Origin of the sequence: Aeromonas sp. R4-1 (assembly GCF_040908325.1) — a bacterium.
GTDB classification, from domain to species: domain Bacteria; phylum Pseudomonadota; class Gammaproteobacteria; order Enterobacterales; family Aeromonadaceae; genus Aeromonas; species Aeromonas veronii.
In genome coordinates, this window is sequence record NZ_JBFODM010000074.1 from 38,113 (window position 1) to 60,644 (window position 22,532).

The following is a 22,532-nucleotide window of genomic DNA, read 5'->3' on the forward strand; positions in this document are numbered from 1 at the left end:
ACCGCCCGGCAAGGGGCGTGGCATACGAGCCTTACCTTTCCAATGAAAGTGCCTTGTCTTTCCAAGGAGTTGGCGCGTTACAATGGGCCATCTTTCCCCTGATTGCAGCGCACCATGAGCAAGCCTGACCCCCATCCCCTGATTGAACCCTTCCTCGATGCCCTCTGGCTGGAGCGGGGATTGTCTGACAACACGGTCAGCTCCTATCGCAGCGATCTGGAGAAGTTCTCCCTTTGGCTCGACGAGCAGGGGAGCTCGCTGCTGCTGGCGGGGATGGACGAGATCCAGCACTACCTCGCCTGGCGGGTCGATCACCAGTTTGCGGCCAGCAGTACGGCCCGCTTCCTGTCGGCCCTGCGCCGTTTCTATCAGTATCTCAACCGTGAGAAGCTGCGCAGCGATGATCCGACCGTGCTGCTGGGGGGGCCCAAGCTGCCGAAAAAACTCCCCTCCGATTTAAGCGAAACGGAGGTGGATGCGTTGCTGAGTGCGCCGCTGGTGGATGACCCGCTGGAGTTGCGGGACAAGGCGATGCTGGAGCTGCTCTACGCCACCGGGCTGCGGGTTTCCGAGCTGGTGGGGCTCACTGCCGAGCATGTTAGTTTGCGTCAGGGCTTGGTGCGCGTAGTGGGCAAGGGCAACAAGGAGCGGCTGGTGCCGATGGGCGAGGAGGCGATGCACTGGCTGGAGCGTTACTACCGGGAGGCCCGCACCCTGCTGCTGGGGGGCACCAGCTCGGATGTGGTATTTCCCTCCAAGCAGGCCCGTATGATGACTCGCCAGACCTTCTGGCATCGCATCAAGCTCTATGCCCTGCGGGCCGGGATTAACGGCGAGCTATCCCCCCATACCTTGCGCCACGCCTTTGCAACCCATCTGCTCAACCACGGCGCAGACCTGCGGGTTGTGCAGATGCTGCTGGGTCACGCGGATCTCTCCACTACCCAAATCTACACCCATGTGGCCAACGAGCGACTCAAGGCGCTGCACGGGGAGCATCACCCCAGAGCTTGAGTGGCTGGCCTCCCAAAAACAAAAAACCGCCAGCAGGCGGTTTTTTATCTCTACACGACAGGAGATGGCGCTTATTTCCCTTGCTGGGATTTCAGCAGATCACGGATCTCGGTCAGCAGCTCCTGATCCTTGGTTGGGCCTGCCGGGGCGGCGGCTTCCTCTTCCTGCTTTTTCTTGAGGGTGTTGATGGCTTTCAGTCCCATGAAGATGGCAAAAGAGATGATCAGAAAGTCGATGATGGTCTGGATGAACTTACCATAGGCGATAACTACGGCGGGTGTTGCACCTTCTGCGGCCTTCAGAGTGACCGCCAGGTCGCTGAAGTCCACGCCGCCCAGGATCAGGCCGATGGGCGGCATGATTACGTCACCGACAAAAGAGGAGACAATTTTGCCGAAGGCGGCACCAATGATGATACCGACCGCCATATCGATGACGTTGCCGCGGGCGGCAAAGGCTTTGAACTCTTGAATCAGACTCATTATTTCCTCCGAAATTAAACAAGATAGCGCGTTGATTACCCTTACCAAAGGGCGAACTCTTGTCAGGAAAAACAGAGGCTAAGCCGCGTTATTCCTGTCGTCCTGACTAGCTTGCGGGCGTTATGAGTCCTTGGCAATCGGGGGGAGCCATTTTTTTGGTACAAAGTGATATTAATTTTTTGGTAAGTAGCTGGTTGAATGATGAGCTGTGCTGCTGTAGTTTGCTGGGTCGATTCATTCATACCACGTGAGTAAACAAGTGAAGTATTTACTACTGGGAATGATGCTTTTGTGCACATTTGCTGCCAGAGCGGGGATGGATACCCAAGCCTTGAAACAGACCATCACGGCCCGGCTGGGGGTTCCCGTCTATCTGGTTGAACCGACCCCGATTGCGGGGTTGTATATGCTGGGCACCTCACAGGGGGTGCTCTACAGCGATGCCAAAGGGGATTATGTGGTGCAGGGGGTCATGCTGGATATGACTCGCGACATGAAGAACCTGACCATCTCGGGTATGCGCGAGCAGCGCCGACTTGGGCTGGCGCAGGTGGCTCATGCCCCCATCGTGCTCAAGGCCCGTGATGAGCGTCACCGGGTTGCACTGTTTCTCGGCGAGCAGGATGCCAAACGTCGTCAGCTCTCCGGCACCTTGCAACACCTGCAGGCATCCGGGGTGAGCGTGGCACTCTATCCGGTGATTGATCACGCCGAGCGGGCCGCCGACTGGTGCAGCGATCCCCTGCTGCAAAATGATCCGTTAAAAGCCTATTTGCCTCAAACGGCATGTAGTGAGACCCTTATCCAAAATATTGGCCTGAGCCAATGGTTGGGGGTCAAGGTACTGCCGGCCTGGGTCTCCTCCGACGGGGATCTGGTGCGCGGGTATCAGAGCCCCGAACAGCTGCTCAAGATACTGGATCATATTGATGTCCCTGCAAATCCGTCGTCGTCCGCGAGTTGATGATTCCCATCTGCCTGCCACTTTGCATCCTCTGCTTCGCCAAATCTTCGCCAGCCGTGGCGTAGAGGATCCCGCCCTGCTGGAGCGCAGCGCCAGCCAGCTGTTGCCGCCCCAGCGCCTCTATGGGATGGAGCAGGCGGTGCCGCTGCTGGCGGATGCCCTGATTGCCCAGAAACGGATCCTGATTGTCGGCGACTTCGACTGCGATGGTGCCACCAGTTCGGCGCTGTGTGTGCTGGCCCTGCGCGCCATGGGGGGTCGCCACATCGATTTTCTGGTGCCCAACCGCTTCGAGTTTGGCTACGGCCTCACCCCCGAAATTGTTGAGCTGGCGGTGGCCCGCGGCGCCGAGTTTCTGATCACGGTGGATAACGGCATCTCCAGCATCGCCGGGGTGGCGGCAGCCAAGGCGGCGGGCATGCAGGTACTGGTTACCGATCACCATTTACCGGGTCAGGAGCTGCCTGACGCCGATGCCATCGTCAACCCGAACCAGCATGGTTGCGATTTCCCCTCCAAGTCGCTGGCCGGGGTGGGGGTAGCCTTCTACCTGATGGCGGCCCTCAACACCCATCTGCGTCAGCTCGGCTGGTACGAACGGCAAGGGTTGCGAGCCCCCAATGTGGCGGATTACCTCGATCTGGTGGCCCTCGGCACGGTCGCCGACGTGGTGGCGCTCGATGGCAACAACCGCATTTTGGTCCATCAGGGCTTGCAGCGGATCCGGGCCGGGCGCTGTCGCCCCGGCATTCAGGCGCTGGTGGATGTGTCGGGCCGCGATGGTCGTCGCCTCACCGCCGCCGACCTCGGTTTTGCACTGGGGCCACGCCTCAATGCGGTGGGCCGTCTCGATGACATGTCCCTCGGGGTCGCCTGTCTGCTCTGCGATGATCTCAATCTGGCGCGCCAGCTTGCGGCCGAGATGGACAGCCTCAATCAGGAGCGCAAGGAGATCGAGCAGGGGATGCAGCAGGAGGCCCTCGCCACTCTGGAGCAGATCCGGTTTCGCGATGGCGAGGTGCCGTCGGGCATAGTGCTGCACCGCAACGAGTGGCATCAGGGGGTGGTGGGGCTGGTGGCTTCCAAGGTGAAGGAGAAGTACTACCGCCCGGTCATTGCCTTTGCCGAGAGCAGCGAGAGCGAGCTCAAGGGCTCCGGCCGCTCCATCCCCGGCGTGCACTTGCGCGATGCGCTGGAACTGCTCGATACCCGCCACCCGGGCCTGATGGGCAAGTTTGGTGGCCATGCCATGGCGGCGGGGTTGACCCTGCCCAAGGCCAACATTGAGGCGTTTGGTCGGGCCTTTGAGGCGGTCATCAGCGAGCTGGTGACGCCGGAGCTCTTGACCGGGGTGCTGCTCACCGATGGCGAGTTGTTGCCGGATGAGCTCAATATCGAGCTGGCGGAGCTGATTCGCGCCTCCGGCCCCTGGGGTCAGGCCTTCCCCGAGCCGCTGTTTGACGGCGAGTTCGTGCTGGTGCAGCAGCGGCTGGTGGGGGAGAAACACCTCAAAATGATGCTGACCACCGATTCCGGTCACGCGGTGGATGCCATCGCCTTTGGCGTCGATCTCAAGCGCTGGCCCGATGCCACGGTCAAACGGGTGCGGCTTGTCTACCGGCTTGACGTCAACGAGTGGCGCGGCAACCGCAGCGTGCAGCTGCTGGTGGAGCATCTGGAGGCAGCCGGTCTCTGAGTCAAGAGCATCGCAGCCCTATCGCTGACAACGGCCACCCTCGGGTGGCCGTTTTTGTTGGCGGATCTCTGGAAAAGGGCGTTGACCTGTCTATAGCTTTACAGTTTAAGCTCGTCTCTATCGGGTCACCTGAGGGCCCGCACCGTGAGTGATTGCCATGAAAATATCCGAACTGGCCCGCCGCTGCGGCCTCGCCCGCTCCACCCTGCTCTATTACGAGAAGCTGGGGGTGATTGCCGGCACCCGGGCCGCCAACGGCTATCGCCACTATGACGAGGGGGATCTGCAGCGACTGCAGATGGTGCAGGCCCTGCAGGCAGGTGGTCTCAGCCTCAAGCAGTGCCTCGCCTGTCTGGCTGGCGAGATAGATCAGGCGGCATTGCAGGCCCGGGTCAGGGAGCTGGATGAGGAGCTGGCGCGGATGCAGCGCGCCCGGGATCTGTTGGCGGATCTGGCAGGGCTGCGCCCGCGCTCCGGTGAGGAATTCAAGGCCTGGCAGCTGCAACTGCAGCGCGAGGCACCGGAGGCCTACTTCGCGTGGGTGATGAAACAGGGTTTTAGCGAGAAAGATCGCTACCACTTGCAATGGTTGAGCAAAGATATGAATGAACATGAGCGTTACATCAAAGACTTTATCCAGCTGCTGGATGGCATGAGTTACTGGGGGCCGGGGGATCGCGCCTTCACCCAGCAGCAGTTTGCCGCCTTGCCCATTCGGCCGCGCCGGATCCTCGACATGGGCTGCGGGCGCGGTGCCTCGACCATGGCGCTGGCTCAGGTGACCGATGCCGCCATTGTGGCCATCGATCTGGAAGAGGAGGCGCTGGCCGCCGTGGCGCACTCCGCCCGTGCAGCAGGCTTTGAGCATGTCTCCACCCTCTGCGCCAACATGGCGGCACTGCCGGACGATCTGGCCCCGGCCGACCTCATCTGGGCAGAGGGGAGCGCTTACGTGATGGGGGTTGCCAATGCACTGAAGGCGTGGCGTCCGCTGCTTGCGAGCCCACAGGCTTGCATCGTGCTGAGTGATGCGGTCTGGCTGACCGATAACCCGCCCGAGGAGGCATTGGCATTCTGGCAGCAGGATTATCCCGCCTTGCAGACGCTGGCGGGCCTGCTTGAGACGGTACAAGCGGCAGGCTACCGCTGCCTGTCACACACTCCCTTGCCGATGAGCGCCTGGAACAACTATCTGGACCCTATCGAGGTCAATCTGGTGCGCTATCGAGACGAGCTGGGGGAGAGCCCCGCCTGGCAGGACTTGAGTCGGGAAGTGGCCATCCACCGCCAATATCTGGGCAGTTACGGCTATGTGATCTGCTGCCTGCAAAAAGATGCGTGATTAGCTGTCGTAAAAAAACGAGGCGCCTGCGGGCGCCTCGTTGTTTATCAGGGATGGTGGATGGCCATTACAGCTCGCGGGCCCAGGGGTGGGCCTTGGGGCGCAGCGCCAGCGCCAGACCCAGCAGCAGTACGGTCAGGCCATAGAGGGGCCAGCTGCCAAAGCGCATGTAGGGGGTCTCGCCGTGGGCGGGACGTACCTCGCTGCGCAGCACGCCCGCTTCAAACTGCGGGATCTGGCCGATGATGCTGCCGTCGATCTCGGTGACGATAGTGATGCCGGTGTTGGTGTCCCGCAGCAGCGGACGAGCCAGCTCCAGCGCGCGCATCCGGGCGATCTCCATATGCTGCCAGGGACCGATGCTGGTGCCGAACCAGGCATCGTTGGAGACGGTCAGCAGGAAGTCGGTATCGGCATTGACGTTGCGGCGTACCTCCTCCGGGAAGATGATCTCGTAGCAGATGGCGGCGGCAAACTTGAGCCCCTTGGCGATCAGGTTGGGCTGCACTTCGTCACCCCGGCTGAAGGAGGACATCGGCAGGTTGAAGAAGGGGGCGATGGGGCGCAACAGATCTTCAAATGGCACGAACTCGCCGATGGGCAGCAGGTGGTACTTGTTGTAGCGGTTGGGGTGGTTGTAGAAGTAGGACTCCTTGCCATCCGCATCCTGCACCCCCATGCCGAGCACGGTATTGTAGAAGCGCTGTTGCTGCTCGTCGTAGTGAATGATCCCAGCCAGCAGGCCGGTATCGTTCACCTTCATCGCCTTGTCCAGATTCTCCAGATAGGGGCCCATCGCCTTCTCGATGGCCGGGATCGCCGATTCCGGCCAGACGATGATGTCGGCATCCTGATTCTCGCGGCTCAAGTCCTGATAGGTGCGCACCGTGGGGGCCAGCGCCTCCGGATCCCACTTGAGGGACTGGGCGATATTGCCCTGCACCAGTGCCACCTTGACCGGCTCGCCACGGGTCACCCAGTTGAGCTGCATCAGACCGTGAGCACCGGCCACCAGCATGGCAGGCACCGCCAGCCAGAGAGGGGAGCGGGACTTCCACACCAGCCAGATAGCGGAAGCGGAGAACAGCAGAGCAAGGGTGATGCCCTGTACCCCGAGAATGGGGGCAAAGCCCTTGAGGGGGCCGTCGATCTGGCTGTAGCCAAACCAGAGCCAGGGGAAGCCGGTCATCACCCAGCCGCGCAGCCAGTCAGCCACCAACCAGAGGGCCGGGAAGGCGAGCAGCCAGCGGCTCCAGTGACGGCCGCCAAAAAAGCGGGCAAAGACCCAGCAGGCGAGCGTCGGGTAGAGGGCCAGATAGGCGGAGAGCCCGGCCAGCAGCACAAAGGCGACCGGCAGCGGGATGCCACCAAACTCGGTCATGCTGACGTGGATCCACCACAGGCCCGGCAAAAAGAGTCCCATAGCGTAGCCAAAACCGCGCCAGGCAGCCTGTTTCGGCGTGGCTTTGTCCAGCAGAGCGTAGAGGCCAAGCAGGGAGGGGATCACCAGCGGCCAGTAGCCGAAGGGGGAGAAGGCCAGCACGGCGATGGCGCCAGAGGCCAGCGCGCTAAGGCTTAACAGAATTTTGGAAGTAACAGGGGATATTCTCACGGGCGATGGTGCTCGTCTTGGTGTGCAACTGGGGTCGAATGGCCGGTATCTTAACCTGTAAGCGTGGCAACGGCGAGCCTCGATGCCGGTGGCAGAGAGCACAACGCCCCGAGGTCGGGGCGTTGTTTCACACATCGAGCAGAGCTGCCTATTGCGGCTCGGATTGCGCCGCCGCGTGGTGTTCGGGGATCTTCACCTGCAGTTGCTGCAGACGGCGCCGGTCGGCATGCATCACCTTGAACAGGTAGCCGTCCAGCTCAATCTCCTCGCCCTTCTTTGGCAAGTGGCTGAAGGCGTGCATTACCAGACCACCCACAGTATCCACCTCTTCATCGCTGAATTTGGTGCCGAAGAAGTCGTTGAAATCCTCGATCTCGGTCAGGGCGCTGATGGAGAAGACCCGCTTGCTGAGGCGGCGGATTTCGTCCGGCTCATCCTCGATGTCGTCAAACTCGTCGTCGATCTCGCCAACGATCAGTTCCAGTATGTCTTCGATTGTCACCAGACCGGAGACGCCACCAAATTCGTCGACCACGATGGCCATGTGGTAGCGCTCTTCACGGAACTCCTTGAGGAGACGGTCAACCCGTTTGCTTTCAGGCACGATCACCGTGGGGCGCAAGATTTTCTCGAGCTGCAGCGGCTCGCTGGCGTGATGGCCGCCAAACCCGAAGGGGAGCAGATCCTTGGCGAGCAGTATGCCCTCCACATGATCCTTGTCCTCGTTGATCACCGGGAAGCGGGAGTGACCGGACTCGATGATCACTGGCAGGATCGCATCCACCGGTTGGGACTTCTCGATGGTCACCATCTGGGAGCGGGGGATCATGATATCGCGCACGCGAAGATCGGCGATCTCCAGCACCCCCTCGATCATGTCCTTGGTATCCTGATCGATGAGGTCGCGCTCTTCGGCATCGGCTATCACGTCTACCAAATCATTGCGGTCTTTTGGCTCGCCCTGGAAGAGTTGGCTGAGTTTGTCGAGCCAGGTTTTCTTCGGCGAGCCGGTACTAGGGTGATCGTCGGTCATTTTCTCTCTTGGTTACTCGTATGAACACACTTGAAATAGTTCGGGTTATATAAGGATGGCCATATGCTGTTTCAAGTCGATGACCGTCCGGCGTTTTACTCTTCGTCGTTCAGATAAGGATCGGCAAAACCGAGCTCCTGCATGATGTCGCGCTCAAGCGCTTCCATCTCTTCGGCTTCCTCATCCTCGATATGGTCATAACCTAGCAGATGCAGACTGCCGTGCACAACCATGTGGGCCCAGTGGGCCATGAGGGGCTTGCCCTGCTCCTCGGCCTCGCGCTCTACCACCTGACGGCAGATCACCAGATCGCCGAGCAGCGGCAGCTCCAGACCGGGTGGCGCCTCGAACGGGAAGGAGAGCACGTTGGTGGGCTTGTCCTTGCCGCGATAGGTGAGGTTGAGTTCGTTGCTCTCCGCCTCGTCGACGATGCGCACCGTCACTTCAGCCTCCTGCTGGAAGCCGAGAATGGTGCCGTCGAGCCAGCCTTGCAGCTGGGCTTCGGTGGGCAGGCCGTCAGTGCTGGCACTGGCCAGTTGCAGATCCAGGGTTACGCTCATTGCTCACTCTCTTTGCTGGAGTTTGTTTGGCCGGCCACCTTCTCGGTTGCCTGTTTGGCATCGAATGCCTCGTAAGCCTGCACGATACGGGCCACCACCGGGTGGCGCACCACGTCTTTGGACTCGAAGAAGTTGAACGACAGACCATCGACCTTTGGCAGCACTTCCAGCGCGTGGCGCAGGCCGGATTTGGCGTTGCGCGGCAGGTCTACCTGGGTGATGTCGCCGGTGACCACGGCCTTAGAGTTGAAGCCGATGCGGGTGAGGAACATCTTCATCTGCTCGGTGGTGGTGTTCTGGGCCTCATCGAGAATGATAAAGGCGTCATTGAGGGTTCTTCCGCGCATATAGGCGAGCGGCGCCACCTCGATGATATTGCGCTCCATCAGCTTCTCGACCCGCTCAAAGCCCAGCATCTCGAACAGGGCGTCGTAGAGGGGGCGCAGGTAAGGATCCACCTTCTGGGAGAGATCGCCGGGCAGGAAGCCCAGCTTCTCGCCTGCTTCCACCGCTGGGCGGGTCAGCAGAATGCGGCGAATTTCCTGACGCTCCAGTGCATCCACGGCTGCCGCGACCGCCAGATAGGTCTTGCCGGTACCGGCTGGGCCTATGCCGAAGCAGATATCGTGGCGCACGATGTTGGCAATGTACTGAGCCTGATTGGGGCTGCGTGGCTTGATGAGACCGCGCTTGGTCTTGACCGTCACCTCCTTGCCATAGGGGATGCTCGGCGCCGGTTCGTCATCCTGCTCCAGCACCCGCGACTCCTGAATGGCCAGATGGACCATGTCGGGGGTGATATCGGTCACCTTGCCACCCTTGAGGGGCTGGGTTTCCACATAGAGGTGCTTGAGGATGACGGCGGCGGCATCCAGCTGGGCCGGTTTGCCCACCAACTGGAAGTGGCTGTCACGGTAGCTGATCTCGACGCCGAGGCGGCGCTCCAGCTGCTTGATATTGTCATCGAAGGGGCCGCACAGGCTGGCAAGGCGCTGGTTGTCGGCGGGCTCCAGATGCAGATTCAGGGTCGAGATGTGTCGGCTCAAAATATCCTCGTCTCAAGGCGTTCCCCATCCGCCGGGCGCATGGGGAGGAGGGGATTAATGGGGAGTGAAGGCGGCAACGCCCAGCTCGTCCGGTACGTTATCCGGGCGACGGGCCAGGATTTCGCTCGGGGCGGTGGCGATCCGCAGGTTCATCTCGCTTTCGCCGCGGATGAACTTGCCGCGCAGGGAGTTGGGACGTACCTCGGTGATCTCCACGTCGGCAAAGCCGCCGATCAGGGTGTGCTGGCCTTCGAAGTTGACTACCCGGTTGTTCTCGGTGCGGCCACACAGCTGCATCGGGTCGAGCTTGGAGGGCCCTTCCACCAGGATGCGCTGGGTGGTGCCCAGCATGGCGCGGCCAATCTGCATCGCTTGGTTGTTGATGACGTGCTGCAGGCGGGCCAGACGGGCTTTCTTCACTTCCATGTCGACATCGTCGGGCATGTCGGCGGCCGGCGTACCGGGGCGCGGACTGAAGATGAAGCTGAAGCTCATGTCGAAACCCACATCCTCGATCAGCTTCATGGTCGCTTCAAAGTCTTCGTCCGTCTCGTTCGGGAAGCCAACGATGAAGTCGGAGCTGATGGTGATGTCGGGACGGGCGGCACGCAGGCGACGGATCTTGGATTTGTACTCCAGGATGGTGTGCGGGCGCTTCATCATTGTCAGAATACGGTCGGAGCCGCTCTGCACCGGCAGGTGCAGGAAGCTGACTACTTCCGGGGTGTCTTTGTAGACTTCGATGATGTCGTCGGTGAACTCGATCGGGTGGCTGGTGGTGTAGCGAATGCGATCGATACCGTCGATGGCGGCCACCAGACGCAGCAACTCGGCGAAGGTGCAGATGCCGCCATCAAAGGTCGGGCCGCGGTAGGCGTTGACGTTCTGGCCGAGCAGGTTCACTTCGCGCACGCCCTGCTGGGCGAGCTGGGCGATTTCGTAGAGCACGTCGTCCAGCGGTCGGCTCACCTCCTCGCCGCGGGTGTAGGGCACCACGCAGTAAGTACAGTATTTGGAGCAGCCTTCCATGATGGAGACGAACGCGGTGGCCCCTTCGGCGCGCGGTTCGGGCAGGCTGTCGAATTTTTCGATCTCGGGGAAGGCGATATCAACCTGGGCACCACGGCCCTCTTGCACTTCCTTGATCATGGCGGGCAGGCGATGCAGGGTCTGCGGGCCGAACACGATATCCACATAGGGAGCGCGCTGGCGGATGGCATCGCCCTCCTGAGAGGCAACACAGCCACCCACGCCGATCACCAGACCGGGCTTGTTGGCCTTGAGCTTTTTCCAGCGTCCCAGCTGGTGGAACACCTTCTCCTGCGCCTTTTCGCGGATGGAGCAGGTATTCAGCAGCAAGACATCTGCCTCTTCGGGCTCTTCGGTAAGGGTGTAGCCATTGCTGGCATCCAACAGGTCGGCCATTTTGGACGAGTCATACTCGTTCATCTGGCAACCCCAGGTTTTAATGTGAAGTTTCTTGCTCATTGCTTCTCTTGACTTGTTTTGAAATCGGCATGGTCAAAGGACCGCGCATTTTACTCCGCAATCTGGATACTGCCTAGCTAATATCCAGCTGGCAATGGTGCTCACCCGATACCTGTTGCCAGCAAGCTCAATAAGCTTTCTCCTTGATTTGACGCAGCAATTCCCCGTTTGTCTCACTGTTTATCAGTCGCCCTTGCGCTATCATGCAGCCATCCGGTTCACGTCCGGGCGCTGTCGCCGGACGCACCCTTTCAGGAATAAATGTATGGAACAGTGTGATATCGCCATCGTCGGCGCCGGTATGGTGGGCGCCGCCACCGCCTGCCTGCTGGCAGCTCAGGGCCTCTCGGTGCGGGTCATCGAGACCCAACTGCCGGAGCATTACGCGCCGGAGCAGCCGCTGGATCTGCGGGTCTCCGCCATCAGTCAGGCCTCGGTGGCGCTGCTGGAGCAGGCCGGTGCCTGGCACCATCTGCAGCAGATGCGGCTCTGCCCCTACCGCCGGCTGGAGACCTGGGAGCTGGACGGTTTTGCCACCCGCTTCAATTCCGCCGATCTCGGTCTGCCCCAGCTCGGCTACATCATCGAAAACCGGCTGGTGCAGCTCGCCCTGCTCAAACGGATGGAGGATTTCCCCACCATCCAGACCCACACCCCGGCGGCGGTGACCAGCCTGCGCCAGAGTGCAGATGAAGCTGTGCTGACTCTGGACGATGACACCGAGCTGGCGGCCCGCTGGGTGCTGGCTTGCGATGGTGCCGAATCCCACACCCGCAAGCTGGCGGGTATCGGCGTATCGCGCTTCGAGTACCGCCAGCACTGCATGCTGATCAATATCGACACCGACTTTGCGCAGGAAGATATCACTTGGCAGCAGTTCACCCCAAGCGGCCCGCGCGCCTTCCTGCCACTACCAGGCCAGCACGGCTCTCTGGTGTGGTATGACAGCCCGGCCCGGATCCGGGCGCTGGCAGCCATGAGCAACGAAGGGCTTGCCGCCGAGGTGCGTCGCCACTTCCCAAGCCGGCTCGGCGGATTTACCGTCACCGGCAAGGGGAGCTTCCCGCTGGTGCGCCGCCACGCCAACGACTATCACGCCGGTCGGGTGGTGTTGCTTGGCGATGCTGCCCACACCATCAACCCGTTGGCGGGGCAGGGGGTCAACCTCGGCTTCAAGGATGTAGCCTGCTGGGCTGATCTGCTGCAAGGAGCTGGCGCCGACTGGCATCAACTGGCGTTGGCCGAGCGTTACGAGCGGCGCCGTCGCCCCGACAACCTGCTGATGCAGTCGGGAATGGATCTCTTCTACGGGGTATTCAGCAACGAGATTGGCCCCCTCAAGCTGGCCCGCAATCTGGCCCTCAATCTGGCGGATAAAGCTGGCCCCTTAAAGGAGATGGCGCTGCGCTATGCACTGGGGCTGGTTTGACAGGTAGAAACCAGATAGCACGGGCTGAATGCGCGAAGGAGCAAAGGTGATGAACAAGGCACTGCTGGTGATCGATTTTATCAACGACATCGCCCACCCCGACGGGCGCATTGCCGCCTCCGCAGCCCACGTGGTGGAGCAGGATGCCATTGCGCATGCCAATCAGGCGCTGGCCCATGCCCGCGCTCATGGCTGGTTGTGCTGATCAAGGTGGGCTTTGACGGCGGCTATCAACTGCAGCCCAAGGGGTCTCCCATGTTTGGTCGCACTCACCAGTTGGGGGCGCTCTCTTTGGCTGACAGCGGCACCGACTTTCATCCGGATCTGGATGTGCCGCCCGGCGATCTGGTGCTGACCAAGCCCAGGGTCAGTCCCTTCTATGGCACGGCGCTGGAGCCTGCGCTGCGGGCCAATCACATCGACCACCTCTATCTGTGCGGGGTGAGCACTAGCTGGGCCATTCAGGCGGCAGCGCGGGATGGTCACGATCGCGACTACGCCATCACCATTCTGGAGGATGCCTGCGCCGCCGCAGATGCCACTGAGCATCACACCTCGCTGCGGATGCTGGGTCGCATCGCCGAGATCATCAAGGTGTCCCGGCTGGCTTGATCCTTAACGCAGGCTGCACCCGATCACCGTTTTGAGATTGACTCTGCGGCCCCCTGTCGGGCCGCAGCACTTTTGGGCAACATGATTGTCGGGCAAGATAGTGCTCACATGGATAACAACAAGGATGGACAGATGCGTTATCAGGGACGGATCGCGAGCTGGAACGAGGCGCGCGGCTTTGGATTTATTACGCCGGAGCAAAATGGCGCCGAGCAGGCAACCAATGGATCACGCAGTGCGGGGCTGTTTGTGCATGTTACGGCGCTGCAATCAGATGGCCGGGTGCCAGAGCCGGGGGAGCGTGTCACCTATCTGATCGGTAGTGGCCAGGATGGCAAGCCAAGGGCGTTACAGGTCTTTTTCCCCGATCGCCCGCTCACGTTGGCGGATGCCGTGCCCTCGGCCGCATCATCGGCGGCGCCATCATTTCGGGCGGTAAGTCAGCCGCCACGACCCACTTCTACCAGAGAGCGGAGTAACCCCTATCGACGTCGCAAGAGCAGCTGGAGTGGCAAATTGATCCCCCTGCTGGTGCTCGTCGGCCTTTTTTCCATCTATACCCGTTTCTCGGCCGAGTCGATGGCGCCATTGCCGGTCTCCTCTTTCAATCAGGAGGAGGTCAGCACGCCACAGGCAACGACCTTTATTCGCCAGTGTGATGGTCGGCAGCATTGTTCCCAGATGACCTCCTGCGAGGAGGCAATCTGGTTTTTGCAACATTGCCCGAACACCAAAATGGATGGAGAGGGCGATGGCATCCCTTGCGAAAATCAGTGGTGTGGTCATTAAATGTGACTTATCAAATACATATGCTCATGATGTGCTCTTGTTATCCGGAACAGGGAAACTGGCCTGAAACCTTGCCGGATGGTGTTCGATGGTGAAATTTGGTCTCAGTTGGCTAAGTGGGAATGGGGTGCTTTACTCTATCTGCTGACTCAATTGTTAATAGATGGCGGTATGCCACTTTTGCCACAGGATGGCCACCATGGCGGATGATATACAGAAGCGGCAGAGTCACTTCGCCGAGCGAGCCCATCATCTGGCTGCGCTGCTGGATTCGCTGGAAGACCAGATATCGGTGATAGATCGGGATGGCGTGATCCATTACACCAATCTCGCCTGGGATCTGTTTGCCGAGCAAAACGGCATGCCCAAGGGATATAACTGGATTGGGGTCAATTATATGGGGGCTTGTGACGCTGAAGCCGAGCCCTCTGGATTGGCTGCCGTGGAGGGGATCCTCCGGGTTATCCGTCATCAGCAGGAGAAGTTCTATCTGGAATACCCCTGCCACAGCCCCGACACCCAGCGCTGGTTTATGATGCGAGTCGCGCCGGTCCCCGGTCTTGATGCCGAATATTTTTCCATCGCCCATATCAATATCACCGAGCGCAAGCTGCTGGAGCTGGAAGTGGAAAGCCTCTCCCTCCACGATCCTTTGACCGGACTGGCTAATCGGCGGCTGTTCAACAGTTTTTTGCATAACGAGTGGCGGCGCAGCATGCGGGAACATACCCCGCTCTCCCTCATCATGCTGGATCTGGATAACTTCAAGGCGTGCAATGACCATCTTGGTCATCAGATGGGAGATGGCTCGCTCCAGCTGGTGGGCCATCTTCTGCAATCCTTCTGCCAGCGTCCGGCGGATCTGCCCTGCCGTTTTGGTGGTGACGAATTTGCCCTGATCCTCGGCAATACCGACCAAAATACGGCCCAGCGGATTGCGGAGGAAATCCGCCAAGCCATCAACGATCTCGACATCGTGGTGGCAAATAATATTCAGCTTAGCGCCAGCATTGGCATTGCTACCTACACGGCAGAGCAACTGCTGGAGGGGGAAGGGGCGTTGCTGGCTGCGGCCGATGCGGCGCTTTATTGCGCCAAGGGGGCGGGTAAAAACCGTAGCCACTGCGCCAGCTGTTGAACCGCATTGCCGCTTTTGTTCTGCATGCGCCCCCTTGATGGGGGCGCACTGTTTTGACGTGGCACGATGTTAGCTAACAGCGTGCGTTGATTTCAGCGCTCGGGCGTGGCCGACACCGGCAGGGGATGGCTGGCGATCACCTGCCTGACGAAGTGATCCCGGATGGGGTCGGCAAAGTCCGGATTCCATACCATGCTGACCTCCCACTCGGAGCTGGGGCCTGAGAGGGGATAGAGGGTGACATCGGGCCCTGCGATAAAGCTGACGCTGCGTGGCAGGATGGCGTTGCCGATGCCCGCCGCGACCAGCGCCACCAGCGTCTGGATATCTTCGGCCTCCTGAACCATGCCGGTCAGCCGATTGGCGCCGAGAAAACCGGCGATCTGCTGGCTGAGACCGGGGCAGCGGTGGCCCACCATCTGCAACAGGGGTTGACTGGTCAGTGCCTGCTGGACGTCGAATGCGGCCGGGTCTGGTTCGGTCATTCGTGTCGGCACCGCCAGCACCAGTCGGTCGATCAGCAATCTGTGCTCCTGTAACTGCGGCACCTGAGGTCTGCGCATAAAGCCAAGTTGTAACTGGCCGGAGAGCAGCTGCTCCTGCTGGATGGCGGAGGGCATATCCTGCAGATGGACCATCACGTCCGTGACCTGCTGTTTGAAGCGGGCCACCAGCGCAGGGGCCAGTGCGAAACTCGACAGGCCGAAGCCAATCTTGAGCCGACCGGCCACGCCGCTCGCCACCGCCAGCGCATGGCTTTCGAACTCCCGACCGTGCTCGACCAGCGCACTCGCCTGAGTGAGCAGCTGGGCACCGAGCGCTGTCAGCTCGGCGCCGTGGCGACCCCGCTTGAACAGGGTGCAGCCCAGTGTCTGCTCCAGCCCCTGGATCTGCTTGGTGAGGGCCGGTTGGGTGATAAAGAGGCGGCTGGCCGCTTCCCGGTAGTTGGCGGTGTCGGCCAGCGTCACAAACGCCTGCAGTTGCCTCAAGTCAAATTTCATTCCAATTGGTTATCCAAAGTGGCGATCTATTGATTATAAATTATCTAATCGCCTTGTTCTAATGGCTCGGCAAGGGGGGAATCGCCCTCCTCTGAACCGGAATAAGGAGCCATATCATGTCCACTCAACGTTATCTGTTTTTGATCAAGGGCAAGCTGGTGCTAGCCCAGCCGTTGGCGGCCCCGGAGACGGGGGAGCTGCTCGCCAGCCTGCTGCAACAGGGTTTTGTGGTCGGCCCCTTGCAAGTGTGGGCTGGCAGTGCAGAACAGGCGTTGGCCTGTTATGAGCGTGCCGCCCAGCAGCAGGCCTTTGCCGATGCACTCTCTGCCCGAGCTGGCCGGGGTGCCTGTATGAGTGCTGGCATGAACACGATCACCCTGTCGGTATCCGCCCTGCTGCTCGATATGGATGGCACCCTGGTCTGCTCGACCGGCGATGTGGAGAAGGTGTGGCGGCTCTGGTGCCAGCATCATCAGCTTGCCCCAGAGCCGGTGTTGGCTATGTGCCACGGTATGCGCTCACGTGAGGTGATCCGGGCGTTGGCCCCGCAGTTGGATGTGGAGCGGGAGGCCGCGCGCCTCGACGAGCTGGAGATGCTGCATACCGGTGGCGACGCCATCTTTGGGGCTGGCGAGTTGCTGCGCCGCTTGCCGCCAGAGCATTGGGCCATTGTGACCTCCGCCAGTGAGCGGGTTGCCCGCCATCGCCTGAGTTGTGCCGGTTTGCCGCTGCCCAACCTGCTGGTGGGGGCCGAAGCTGTGATCAATGGCAAGCCCGATCCCGAGCCCTATCTGCTGGGGGCTGAACGGCTTGGCGTCTCGCCCGCTCGTTGCTTGGTGTTCGAGGATGCCCCAGCCGGTATCGAGAGCGCCCAGCGTGCAGGTTGCACCGTGGTGCAGGTAGGGGGCGATGCGCCGCTCAATCCGGCGGTGGTGGCGGTGATCCGCGACTGGCGCGAGGTGAAGGTGGAACCTGGAGAGACATCTCTGCTGGTGACGCTGCTCGCCTGAGCGGTGGATAGAGCGTATTACGACCGCAGATTGCGGTATGAACCATCGCCATCAACACTGTATGCCGCAATAAAAACGCCCCCGAGATGCGGGGGCGTTTTGCTTTCTCAACGGTTATTTGAAAACGCGGAAACGGGTAGCGTCGTCGATAAAGGTCTTGTCGCCGGCCGGTTGCTTGATGCTGCCAAAGGGCATCTGGGCGCGCAGCAGCCAGCTGGCGGGCAGGTTCCACTCCTTACGTACCGCCTCGTCGATCAGCGGGTTGTAGTGCTGCAGGGAGGCACCGACTTTCTCCTGCGCCAGCGTTGCCCAGACCGCAAACTGGGCGATGCCGGTGGCATGTTCCGACCAGATGGGGAAGTTGTCGGCATAGAGGGCAAATTTTTGCTGCAGATCCTTGATGACGTCGGTGTCTTCGAAGAACAGCACGGTACCGAAGCCTGCGCGGAAGCTGCCATCTACCTTGGCCTCACTCTGGGCGTAGGCCTCCGGCGGCACAATCTTTTTCAGCTCGGCTTTGACGATATCCCACAGCTTGTGGTGCTGGGCGCCAAACAGGATGACGGCACGGGAGCTCTGGGAGTTGAAGGAGGAGGGGCTGTGCCTGATGGCATCCTGGATCAGGGCCGTCAGCTGCTCCGGTGTGTGGGACACCTGGTCGCCCAGGGCATAGATGGTACGACGTGCTTTGATCTGTTCGATAAACGGACTGCTCATAACATCTCCTTGTTCTGCTTGGCGTTGCAGCCGGTGATGGACGGTTTGTCCAGCGCCTGCCGAATCAGGTATAGACTATAACACCCACGATGCAGAGCGGGGTTAACCCGGGGTAACTAGCGTTTTTCCTGTCAGTTGATATTCGTTTGCGAACCTTGACGTTTCGTTAGTGTTGGAAGTGTCATTTAAGGGGCGCGAAAGTGATATTAATCAATGATTTACTCTCTTTTCTCTCCCACAATCCCCGTATGTTTTCTTGGTTCGGATGTGATGTGAGCCGTTCGTATCTCAATAAACGCTACTATGTGCTGGTCCCCCTCTCTGCATTGATTGGTTTGATGATCCTGATCGTGACGATCATCATGGCTATTGCCAGCTATCTGAGGGATATCGACATGACGGTATCCGGCTTCGGCCACATGGCATCCTCCGTTGAAGCGTCCCTGATCCACGAGATGGTGAAGGTCAATGAGCGGCAACTGGCAGTGCTGGAGGCTTCGCTCGACAAGGAGAAGATCGCTCGCGGCGGGCTGGCCGATTCCCCCATCTGGGCCATTGCGCACAAGATCAAACCAGGCAACCACTACATCTACTTTTACAACCTGAACGCGGATCGTATCGACAGCTACCCGGACTGGCTACCGCCCCCTGGTTATCAGGCGGCGCTGCGACCCTGGTATCAGGTGACCACCATGCCGGGCGACGAGCTCGTCTGGTTTGGCCCCTATCCTGAATACAATACCAATAAACTGATACTCAGCCTGATCAAACGGGTGCGGGACGATCAGGGGCAACTGCTGGGGCTGCTGATGGTCGACATGTCATTCGACTCGCTGCAGCAGGCGCTACAGCGGACGGTTGGTGGCAATCAGGCTGCGCTTTATCTTACCTTGCGCGACAGCGGCCAGCTGGTGGTGGGCAGCAATATGGATCTGCTGGCAGATCACCCCATCGAGCAGCATCAGGGCCAGCAGTGGCTCGGTCTGGATGTGTTGTGTCATGGCACTTTCCTTAAGCGCGAGCTGGCGGACATTGGCTGGGATCTCAATATCTATCTGCCGCCCGTGCTGTTTCGCAGCAGCCTCTATGAGGCGCTGCAGATGGTGGTTTTGCCATTGATCTCCCTGTTTGCCATCTGGTGTTGCACACTGAGTCTGCTGGTGCGGATCTTCCGCCAGGAGCAGGCGCTGGTGTCGGGTTCACTGACCGGTATCGTGCGCAATCTGGAGAGTTCTCCCCCCATCACCAAGGCCAATACCTGGTTTGTGCGACGCAGCTTGAACGAGATCGATCAGGTCAGGGCCAGCTTCCTCAAGGGGCAGGATGCGCTGTTGCGGGACCCTCTGACCGGTATCATGAACCGGCGAGCCTTCGAGCAGCACAAGAGCGCGCTGGAGCTGAGGGGGGAGCGCTTCTGGCTGCTGCTGTTTGATATTGATCACTTCAAAAGACTCAATGACAGTCGGGGTCATGCCTTCGGCGATCAGGTGCTGTGTCGGGTGGCCAACTGTCTTGCTGATGTGCTGGGGGTGAGCACGGTTTACCGGATTGGGGGCGATGAGTTTGCCGCTCTGCTGCAACAGCCACAGGATGAGCTGGCGGAGAAGCTCAGTTGTCTGCTTGACGTGGTGCGACATCAACAGTGGCGTGAGCACAAGGGACAGGTCACCTTGAGTATCGGCGGCGCCTGCCATTCACCCGTCGCCGACCCCATCTTCGAGCGTGCTGATGCAGCCCTTTATCGTAGCAAGGAGGCTGGCCGGGACTGCTGGCATCTGGCGGATGAGGCTGCTGACTGACAGCTTTTGTCCCAGCGCGGCGGGTCTGTGCCGGGACACGACAACCAGATTGTGGGTCACCCTGCCGTAATAGTTTGGCTTTTTGGTGATTTTAATCTTTAAATTCAATCGCTTGATTTTACTCTTCCATTTTTGGCAGTAGCCGTGCGGCCATTGACTGTCGCATCCCTCATTTCTGCTGGCTGGCGAACCCCGTGGCGCTTTGTATAGTGCCGCTGAATATTAATCAGGTTTGACAGGAGTACCCATGGAGATGAATTCGCGTGCTCTTCGCGCACTGGCACTGCTGGGCGCCTTGCTGGCTGGCAGCACGACCGTGCACGCCTCCGAGACCCTCAATACCATTTTGGGTGGCGGCGCAGGTGGTGTGGCGGGCACCATGATCGGCAAGGAGCTGGGGGGTGATACCGGTGCGTTGGTGGGGGCTGCATTGGGCGGTGCTGCCGGTGGGGCTGCGACGGCCAACAAGGGCAACAAGAATGAAGCGGCCCTTGGCGGCGCGGTGGGGGCGCTGGGTGGTGCCGCCATCGGCAAGAGTGTCGGTGGCGATACCGGTCAGCTGATCGGCGCCGGGGGCGGCGGGGCGAGCGGTTCGGCCATCGGTGCCAAGACCGGCGATGGTCATAAGAGCCAGGATCGCTATTACGATGATGACGACGATCATCACCATCACAAGCACCACAAGAAGTACAAAAAGCATAAGAAGCACAGATGGCATGACGACGATTGATGCGTGTGCAGTGAGTGCGGAAGATGCAAACGGGGCCTGTTGGTCCCGTTTTGCATGGTGTGGTCACTCGATTTTGCGGTGACTCGCTCGTGTGGTTACACCAGCCGGTGCTGGCGGCGACCGGCGGCAAAGGCGTTGATGTTGTCGATAAGCTGGTCGGCCAGTCGCTGCATCGACTCCTCGCTGGCCCAGGCCACATGGGGGGTCAGAATGAAGTGGGGGTATTGCAGCGCCTTCATCAAGGGATGGTCGGGGGGCGGGGGTTCGACGCTCGCCACATCGAAACCGGCGCCACCGAGGCGGCCGTTGGCCAGCGCTTGCAGCAGCGCCTCCTCATCCACCAGCCCACCGCGGCCGACGTTGATCAGCAGGGCGCCCGGTTTCATCAGATCCAGCTCCCGCTTGCCAATGAGGTTGCGGGTGTAGGGGGTGAGCGGGCAGTGCAGGCTGATCACATCCGAACTTTGCAGCAACTCGTCGAGGGGTAGGCGATCCTCGTCGTGACTGGTGCCGACCTGGCTCTGGGCGTAACGCACTGTCATCCCCATCCCTTTGGCCCGCTCGCCGAGCGCCTGACCGAGTGTCCCTTTGCCGATGATGCCAAGCTGCTTGCCGTGCAGATCCATGATGTTGTGGTCGAAAAAGCAGAACTGGCCGCTCTGTTGCCAGCGTCCCTCCAGCAGCGACTGGCGCCAGCAGAAGAGGTTGCGCGACAGGGCCAGCATCAGCGCCATGGCGTGCTCCGGCACCGAGGGGCCCGAGTAGTTGCGGATATTGCACACCCCGACGTTGGCGGCGCGGCACGCTTCCAGATCCACGTTGTCGCTGCCGGTTGCGGCGAGCGCGATGAGTTTGAGCTCAGGCAACTGGGCCAGTTCGGCGGCGCCGATCCGTACTTTGTTGATGATGGCGATGCTGGCATCTTTCAGCCGCTCGACCACCTGTTCTGGGGTCGTGCTGGGATAACTCTGCCAGTGGTGGGGAAAGTCGGGATGATGCAGGGTGATGCCCGCATCCAGGGTATCGCTGTCGAGAAACACAATCTGCTGCATGGGCCTTCCTGCCATTGTTCAGGTTCGAGAGGCCATGATGCCAAAGAGGATGCAGTCAGGGCCAGCCTGCCGCTGTGTCATGGCGGGGCTTTATCCGGCAGATGTGAGCTTGCGCGCTTTATTGCGCCACGGTAGCGGCCGGTTTAGAGCCAGCCCAGATGGTTGAGCCAGCCCTGAATGCGGGTGGGGGTCTCCTCCAGCTCCAGCAGGGCGTAGGGGCGATAGTTGAGCTTGTTGCTGCGCCGGCTCTCGCTTTTGCGGGCCTCGGCGGCCAGCAGTGGCCAGCGACCGCCATCCTCCTGATAGAGATCGAGTGTGGGGATGGCCGCCTGAGCCACCTGTTTGGCCAAGGTCTGATTGCTCTGCTGATTGGGGAAGAAGCCATCGAGCAGCACCAGCGCGTCGGGGGCGGGTAACTGTTCGCTGGCGATAAGGTTGGCAGTCCAAGCGGCGCCGGTGCCTTGCGCCAGGATCAGCTTGAAGCCCCCCTCCTGCAGCTTGGCATCCGCCAGCTTGCTGATCCGCTCGGCAAACTGTTTGCGAAATGTATCGCTGTTTTTCGCTTTTTTCTCGGCGGCTGGGTCCAGTTCGGTCTGCTGGGGAGAGGGGAGCAGCAGCAGGGTATCAAAGCCCAGTCGGCCGAGGGCGCGAGTCAGTTGCCACAGCTGGCCGCTGCGCTGCCAGTCGGGCAGTAAAATGGCGAGCCCTAGATAGGTTTCACTGTCGTGTTTGGCGAACAGCACCGTCTGCTTTTCGATCTGGGTGGCTTCGGGTTGCCCTTTCCAGTCGCTTGCTTGCCAGTGATCGAGGGGGAGTGGCTCCGCGATGGGCGGTGCAACGTCGCTCGCCTGCGCGACATGGCCAGCCAGCAAGGTCAATAACAGCAGTGATAAGGATAATCTGGCCATAGTGTGCTCCCCCGGTTATCTGGGTTAGCGGCGGCGGCGGGATTTTCTGAAGGCGGGCGATGTGATGGCAACTCGGAGACAATAAAAAAGCGAGCCGGAGGCTCGCTTTT

General features: G+C 60.4%; 20 protein-coding genes and 2 pseudogenes. 12 read left to right on the forward strand and 10 right to left on the reverse strand.

What is annotated here, in order from left to right; genetic code table 11:
* Positions 1-114 precede the first annotated feature (114 nt).
* Positions 115-1,014, forward strand: coding sequence for a site-specific tyrosine recombinase XerD (gene xerD / locus AB5Y90_RS12960; protein ID WP_307896336.1), 900 nt, complete (start codon positions 115-117; stop codon positions 1,012-1,014).
* 71 nt (positions 1,015-1,085) lie between these two features.
* Here xerD and mscL read toward each other — a convergent pair whose 3' ends face one another.
* Entirely contained in the window at positions 1,086-1,496 is a 411-nt protein-coding gene (gene mscL / locus AB5Y90_RS12965) for a large-conductance mechanosensitive channel protein MscL (RefSeq protein ID WP_047438040.1), read from the reverse strand.
* A gap of 316 nt (positions 1,497-1,812) precedes the next feature.
* Here mscL and AB5Y90_RS12970 point away from each other — a divergent pair, with 316 nt between their 5' ends.
* The 3 genes from AB5Y90_RS12970 (at position 1,813) to AB5Y90_RS12980 (ending at position 5,498) form a co-directional block, all read left to right on the forward strand.
* A complete protein-coding gene (locus tag AB5Y90_RS12970) occupies positions 1,813-2,460 on the forward strand; it encodes a disulfide isomerase DsbC N-terminal domain-containing protein (protein WP_005335146.1) in 648 nt (215 codons plus the stop codon).
* Complete coding sequence (gene recJ, locus AB5Y90_RS12975; protein WP_307896337.1) at positions 2,426-4,156, forward strand: single-stranded-DNA-specific exonuclease RecJ; 1,731 nt, start codon at positions 2,426-2,428, stop codon at positions 4,154-4,156. The genes AB5Y90_RS12970 and recJ overlap by 35 nt, the downstream gene beginning before the upstream one ends.
* Before the next feature lie 157 nt (positions 4,157-4,313).
* A complete protein-coding gene (locus AB5Y90_RS12980) occupies positions 4,314-5,498 on the forward strand; it encodes a MerR family transcriptional regulator (RefSeq protein ID WP_307896338.1) in 1,185 nt (394 codons plus the stop codon).
* 67 nt (positions 5,499-5,565) lie between these two features.
* Here the strand turns inward: AB5Y90_RS12980 and lnt are convergent, their stop codons facing one another.
* From lnt to miaB, 5 genes are all read right to left on the reverse strand, one after another.
* Positions 5,566-7,110, reverse strand: coding sequence for an apolipoprotein N-acyltransferase (gene lnt / locus AB5Y90_RS12985; RefSeq protein WP_307896339.1), 1,545 nt, complete (start codon positions 7,108-7,110; stop codon positions 5,566-5,568).
* A 148-nt stretch (positions 7,111-7,258) separates the two neighbouring features.
* Complete coding sequence (gene corC / locus AB5Y90_RS12990) at positions 7,259-8,143, reverse strand: CNNM family magnesium/cobalt transport protein CorC (RefSeq protein WP_005354092.1); 885 nt, start codon at positions 8,141-8,143, stop codon at positions 7,259-7,261.
* 95 nt (positions 8,144-8,238) lie between these two features.
* Complete coding sequence (ybeY, locus tag AB5Y90_RS12995) at positions 8,239-8,703, reverse strand: rRNA maturation RNase YbeY (RefSeq protein ID WP_005354089.1); 465 nt, start codon at positions 8,701-8,703, stop codon at positions 8,239-8,241.
* Positions 8,700-9,749, reverse strand: coding sequence for a PhoH family protein (locus AB5Y90_RS13000; RefSeq protein ID WP_157162094.1), 1,050 nt, complete (start codon positions 9,747-9,749; stop codon positions 8,700-8,702). Before AB5Y90_RS13000 ends, ybeY begins: the two co-directional genes overlap by 4 nt.
* A 54-nt stretch (positions 9,750-9,803) precedes the next feature.
* Complete coding sequence (gene miaB, locus AB5Y90_RS13005; protein WP_005335132.1) at positions 9,804-11,237, reverse strand: tRNA (N6-isopentenyl adenosine(37)-C2)-methylthiotransferase MiaB; 1,434 nt, start codon at positions 11,235-11,237, stop codon at positions 9,804-9,806.
* 265 nt (positions 11,238-11,502) lie between these two features.
* Here miaB and AB5Y90_RS13010 point away from each other — a divergent pair, with 265 nt between their 5' ends.
* The 4 genes and pseudogenes from AB5Y90_RS13010 to AB5Y90_RS13025 all read left to right on the forward strand — a co-directional run bounded on the left by AB5Y90_RS13010 (position 11,503) and on the right by AB5Y90_RS13025 (position 15,205).
* Entirely contained in the window at positions 11,503-12,666 is a 1,164-nt protein-coding gene (locus AB5Y90_RS13010) for an FAD-dependent oxidoreductase (RefSeq protein ID WP_307896340.1), read from the forward strand.
* Positions 12,667-12,715: 49 nt separating this feature from the next.
* Positions 12,716-13,278, forward strand: a pseudogene (locus tag AB5Y90_RS13015) (cysteine hydrolase family protein).
* Positions 13,279-13,410: 132 nt separating this feature from the next.
* Positions 13,411-14,067 carry a cold shock domain-containing protein gene (locus AB5Y90_RS13020; protein WP_307896821.1) on the forward strand — a complete coding sequence of 219 codons (657 nt, stop codon included), beginning with the start codon at positions 13,411-13,413 and terminating at the stop codon, positions 14,065-14,067.
* A gap of 199 nt (positions 14,068-14,266) precedes the next feature.
* Positions 14,267-15,205 (forward strand): sensor domain-containing diguanylate cyclase, encoded by a 939-nt coding sequence (locus AB5Y90_RS13025; protein WP_307896341.1) that lies wholly within the window; start codon positions 14,267-14,269, stop codon positions 15,203-15,205.
* A gap of 92 nt (positions 15,206-15,297) precedes the next feature.
* Here the strand turns inward: AB5Y90_RS13025 and AB5Y90_RS13030 are convergent, their stop codons facing one another.
* The gene (locus tag AB5Y90_RS13030; RefSeq protein WP_042054720.1) at positions 15,298-16,206 is read right to left on the reverse strand and encodes a LysR family transcriptional regulator; all 909 of its coding nucleotides are present in this window, start codon (positions 16,204-16,206) and stop codon (positions 15,298-15,300) included.
* Positions 16,207-16,322: 116 nt separating this feature from the next.
* Between AB5Y90_RS13030 and AB5Y90_RS13035 the strand changes: the two are divergent.
* Positions 16,323-16,529 (forward strand): annotated as a pseudogene (locus AB5Y90_RS13035) (hypothetical protein); the annotation flags it as partial.
* 39 nt (positions 16,530-16,568) lie between these two features.
* Positions 16,569-17,216, forward strand: coding sequence for an HAD-IA family hydrolase (locus AB5Y90_RS13040; protein ID WP_307896822.1), 648 nt, complete (start codon positions 16,569-16,571; stop codon positions 17,214-17,216).
* 114 nt (positions 17,217-17,330) lie between these two features.
* On the opposite strand, the gene AB5Y90_RS13045 is transcribed toward AB5Y90_RS13040, so the two are convergent.
* A complete protein-coding gene (locus tag AB5Y90_RS13045; RefSeq protein WP_307896342.1) occupies positions 17,331-17,933 on the reverse strand; it encodes a nitroreductase family protein in 603 nt (200 codons plus the stop codon).
* A 248-nt stretch (positions 17,934-18,181) separates the two neighbouring features.
* On the opposite strand from AB5Y90_RS13045, the gene AB5Y90_RS13050 reads away from it, so the two are divergent.
* Positions 18,182-19,732: a sensor domain-containing diguanylate cyclase gene (locus AB5Y90_RS13050; protein ID WP_307896343.1), complete on the forward strand. Its 1,551-nt coding sequence runs from the start codon at positions 18,182-18,184 to the stop codon at positions 19,730-19,732.
* A 247-nt stretch (positions 19,733-19,979) separates the two neighbouring features.
* On the forward strand, positions 19,980-20,462 hold the full coding sequence (locus AB5Y90_RS13055; protein ID WP_307896344.1) for a hypothetical protein: 483 nt from the start codon (positions 19,980-19,982) through the stop codon (positions 20,460-20,462).
* 95 nt (positions 20,463-20,557) lie between these two features.
* Here the strand turns inward: AB5Y90_RS13055 and AB5Y90_RS13060 are convergent, their stop codons facing one another.
* A complete protein-coding gene (locus AB5Y90_RS13060) occupies positions 20,558-21,514 on the reverse strand; it encodes a D-2-hydroxyacid dehydrogenase (protein WP_042054714.1) in 957 nt (318 codons plus the stop codon).
* A gap of 143 nt (positions 21,515-21,657) precedes the next feature.
* Entirely contained in the window at positions 21,658-22,422 is a 765-nt protein-coding gene (locus tag AB5Y90_RS13065) for a DUF3530 family protein (protein ID WP_368166940.1), read from the reverse strand.
* Positions 22,423-22,532: the final 110 nt, after the last annotated feature.

Excerpts from the sequence above, each read along its gene's own strand:
- xerD (WP_307896336.1), top strand. The coding sequence starts at position 115 with ATGAGCAAGCCTGACCCCCATCCCCTGATTGAACCCTTCCTCGATGCC.
- mscL (WP_047438040.1), bottom strand. The coding sequence starts at position 1,496 with ATGAGTCTGATTCAAGAGTTCAAAGCCTTTGCCGCCCGCGGCAACGTC.
- AB5Y90_RS12970 (WP_005335146.1), top strand. The coding sequence starts at position 1,813 with ATGGATACCCAAGCCTTGAAACAGACCATCACGGCCCGGCTGGGGGTT.
- recJ (WP_307896337.1), top strand. The coding sequence starts at position 2,426 with ATGTCCCTGCAAATCCGTCGTCGTCCGCGAGTTGATGATTCCCATCTG.
- AB5Y90_RS12980 (WP_307896338.1), top strand. The coding sequence starts at position 4,314 with ATGAAAATATCCGAACTGGCCCGCCGCTGCGGCCTCGCCCGCTCCACC.
- corC (WP_005354092.1), bottom strand. The coding sequence starts at position 8,143 with ATGACCGACGATCACCCTAGTACCGGCTCGCCGAAGAAAACCTGGCTC.
- ybeY (WP_005354089.1), bottom strand. The coding sequence starts at position 8,703 with ATGAGCGTAACCCTGGATCTGCAACTGGCCAGTGCCAGCACTGACGGC.
- miaB (WP_005335132.1), bottom strand. The coding sequence starts at position 11,237 with ATGAGCAAGAAACTTCACATTAAAACCTGGGGTTGCCAGATGAACGAG.
- AB5Y90_RS13010 (WP_307896340.1), top strand. The coding sequence starts at position 11,503 with ATGGAACAGTGTGATATCGCCATCGTCGGCGCCGGTATGGTGGGCGCC.
- AB5Y90_RS13020 (WP_307896821.1), top strand. The coding sequence starts at position 13,411 with ATGCGTTATCAGGGACGGATCGCGAGCTGGAACGAGGCGCGCGGCTTT.
- AB5Y90_RS13025 (WP_307896341.1), top strand. The coding sequence starts at position 14,267 with ATGGCGGATGATATACAGAAGCGGCAGAGTCACTTCGCCGAGCGAGCC.
- AB5Y90_RS13030 (WP_042054720.1), bottom strand. The coding sequence starts at position 16,206 with ATGAAATTTGACTTGAGGCAACTGCAGGCGTTTGTGACGCTGGCCGAC.
- AB5Y90_RS13040 (WP_307896822.1), top strand. The coding sequence starts at position 16,569 with ATGAACACGATCACCCTGTCGGTATCCGCCCTGCTGCTCGATATGGAT.
- AB5Y90_RS13045 (WP_307896342.1), bottom strand. The coding sequence starts at position 17,933 with ATGAGCAGTCCGTTTATCGAACAGATCAAAGCACGTCGTACCATCTAT.
- AB5Y90_RS13050 (WP_307896343.1), top strand. The coding sequence starts at position 18,182 with ATGTTTTCTTGGTTCGGATGTGATGTGAGCCGTTCGTATCTCAATAAA.
- AB5Y90_RS13055 (WP_307896344.1), top strand. The coding sequence starts at position 19,980 with ATGGAGATGAATTCGCGTGCTCTTCGCGCACTGGCACTGCTGGGCGCC.
- AB5Y90_RS13060 (WP_042054714.1), bottom strand. The coding sequence starts at position 21,514 with ATGCAGCAGATTGTGTTTCTCGACAGCGATACCCTGGATGCGGGCATC.
- AB5Y90_RS13065 (WP_368166940.1), bottom strand. The coding sequence starts at position 22,422 with ATGGCCAGATTATCCTTATCACTGCTGTTATTGACCTTGCTGGCTGGC.